We start from the raw sequence: 2,804 nt of genomic DNA, 5'->3' as shown, positions 1-2,804 counted from the left end.
GACATCTGGAAGCTCGGGCCGACCACTTCATGTGGCGAGACAAGGATGACGGCAATCGCCGAGATTGCCAGGTTGCGCATCGTCAAAGCCGCGCGGTCGAAGAGCACCGCTACAAGCATAACCGCAAGCATGATGAAGCTTCGCTCGGCCGCCACCACGATGCCGGAGATGACGAGGTAAGCGGCGATCGAGGCCAGCGCGATCGCCGCGGCGTATTTCTTCACCGGGCGGCGGGACGAGAAATCCGGAAACAACGCGAAGGCGCCGCGCAGCAGGAACATGATCGTGCCGGCCACCAGCGCCATGTGCAGGCCGGAGATCGATATGATGTGATAGATGCCGGTCCGTCGCATCGACTCGTTGATCGCTTCCGGAATGCCGGCGCGCACGCCGACGATCAGCGCCGCCGCGATCTCGCCTTCGGACCCGCCAATGCTGCTCCGGATGTGGTCGGCGATCCCTTCGCGCGCGTTTTCCACGGCCGACGCAATGCGCGCGCCGAAGGGTGCCCCCGTTGGCGCAGTCGAAGCCGGAGCCAACAGCTTTGGATCGCCCAGGAAAAAGCCGCTGCCGCCGATGCCGCTAAAGTAGCTGTCGAAGGAAAAGTCATAGCTGTCCGGGCGTACCGGACCGGTCGGCGGCAGCAGCTTGGCATAGCCGGTCAGCATCGACCCTGCCGTCATGCCGGACGGGATCCTGCGCGCCGACAGCCGAACGCGGTCCGGCGCGTAGCGCAGCGTCGGGTGCTCGGTGGACATGAGATCGATGGTCAGCCGCACACGGCCATTGGCCATCGCTTCGGCGGTGACCAGGCGGCCGGTCAGCCGGGTCTGGATTTCGGACCCCAGCATCGGGGTCGCCATCCGCCAGGTCTCCACCTTGGCCGAGAGGAAGCCGAGCGCGCAGAAAAGCGATGCCATGAAGACAAGGTGCGTTTTCTGCCAGGAGCGCGACACCGCCGCGCAGACAGCCATCAGCGCCACCGCCGCAAGCGGCCTGTAGAGATCAGGCTCGGTGCTCAGCGAGAAGTAATAGATGACGCCGGCGGCCAGGAACACCGGCACCAGCAGAAAGCCGACGCCCCGGTCGATCTCGGTGCTGGCAGCGACCGCAACGCTTCGCCGCAGCGCGGGAAGCGAAACGCTGCCGAGCTGTTTGCGGATCCGGCCGCCGCCGGCTGTTGGCGAGACCGGCAGTACTGCGCCGTGGCCATCAGGCAGATGCTCGGCTGGTGCGCGCGGCTGCGGAAGCTGAATCGGCGGCGCCTCTTGGGGCTCGGCATGGGCAAACATCAGGCGCTCGCTGACGCCAGCTGTCGTTTCCCCGCCCTCCTCCGTACCCCGGCCACGTCCAGCCATCGGGTCTGCCCCTTGCGCCCCAGACCGCCTATGCTACATGAACGCGCAAAGCGCGAAAGCCCGCGCGAAATATGCCGTCTCAGCGCGCTTCTTCGAGAGTTCCATGTCCGACAAGGTCGTCACCCGTTTTGCCCCCTCGCCCACAGGCTACCTGCATATTGGCGGGGCGCGCACGGCGCTGTTCAACTGGCTCTATGCCAAGCACACCGGCGGCACGATGCTTTTGCGTATCGAGGACACCGATCGCGAGCGCTCCACCGAAGCCGCCACGGCCGCCATTCTGGACGGATTGAACTGGCTTGGCCTTTCCTGGGATGGCGACGCCGTCTCCCAGTTCGAGCGCGCCCCGCGCCATCGCGAGGTGGCCGAGGAGCTCGTGCGCCTGGGCAAAGCCTATTACAGCTATGAGACGCCGGCGGAGCTGGAGGCGATGCGCGAGGCGGCGAGAGCCAAGGGCCTGCCGCCGCGTTATAACGGACAGTGGCGCGACCGCGATCCCTCCGAGGCGCCGGCAGGCGTCAAGGGCGCCATCCGCATCAAGGCGCCGACCGAGGGCGAGACGGTCGTCCATGACCGCGTGCAGGGAGAGGTGCGCTTTCCCAACAAGGATCTCGACGACTTCATCATCCTGCGCTCGGACGGCAACCCGACCTACATGCATGCCGTCGTCGTCGACGACCACGACATGGGCGTCACCCACATCATCCGCGGCGACGATCACCTGACCAACGCCGCGCGCCAGACCGTGATCTACAACGCCATGGGCTGGGCGGTGCCGTCGATGTCGCATATCCCGCTGATCCACGGCGCCGACGGCGCCAAGCTGTCGAAGCGGCACGGCGCGCTGGGCGTCGAGGCCTATCGCGCCATGGGCTATTTGCCGGAAGCCTTGCTCAACTATTTGGCGCGGCTCGGCTGGAGCCATGGCGACGACGAGGTGATGTCGATCGAGGACATGATCGCCTGGTTCGACATCGGCGACGTCAACAAGGGCGCTGCCCGCTTCGACTTCGCCAAGCTCGAGGCGCTGAACGGCGTGCATATGCGCAAGATGGACGATCGCGCGCTGTTCGATATCTTCGTCGCCACTCTGCCCTATCTTGAAGGGGGTCCGGCGCTCGCCGCAAAGCTCGATGACAAGCGCAAGGCGCAGCTGCTTGCCGCTATGCCCGGCCTCAAGGAGCGGGCCAAGACCCTGGTGGAGCTGGTGGACGGCGCGGCTTTCCTGTTTGCCGGGCGGCCACTGCTCCTGGACGAGAAGGCAGCGGGCTTGCTCAGCGCGGATGCGCGCGCGATTCTGCGCGGCGCGCATGGCGCGTTGTCTTCTGTCCAGGGCGAGTGGAGCGCCGCCTCGGCGGAGGCTTCGATCCGCGAGTTCGCGCAGGCTGGCGGATACAAGCTTGGCGCGGTGGCCCAACCACTTCGAGCCGCGCTGACCGGCCGCAG

2 protein-coding genes are annotated in these 2,804 nt (G+C 66.4%); one reads left to right on the top strand and one right to left on the bottom strand.

Features of this window, described 5'->3' with window-relative positions; translation table 11 throughout:
- Positions 1-1,358, bottom strand: a 1,358-nt coding sequence (locus EOA24_RS33125) for a ComEC/Rec2 family competence protein (protein WP_133374736.1), incomplete at its 3' end; no start/stop codon positions are given.
- Positions 1,359-1,461: 103 nt separating this feature from the next.
- Between EOA24_RS33125 and gltX the strand changes: the two genes are divergently transcribed.
- Positions 1,462-2,804 (top strand): glutamate--tRNA ligase (gene gltX, locus EOA24_RS33120; RefSeq protein ID WP_127410534.1); only part of this gene is annotated, 1,343 nt, incomplete at its 3' end.

Origin of the sequence: Mesorhizobium sp. M2A.F.Ca.ET.039.01.1.1 (assembly GCF_003998035.1) — a bacterium.
Taxonomy (GTDB): domain Bacteria; phylum Pseudomonadota; class Alphaproteobacteria; order Rhizobiales; family Rhizobiaceae; genus Mesorhizobium.
This window is presented reverse-complemented; position numbering and strand designations above follow the sequence as displayed.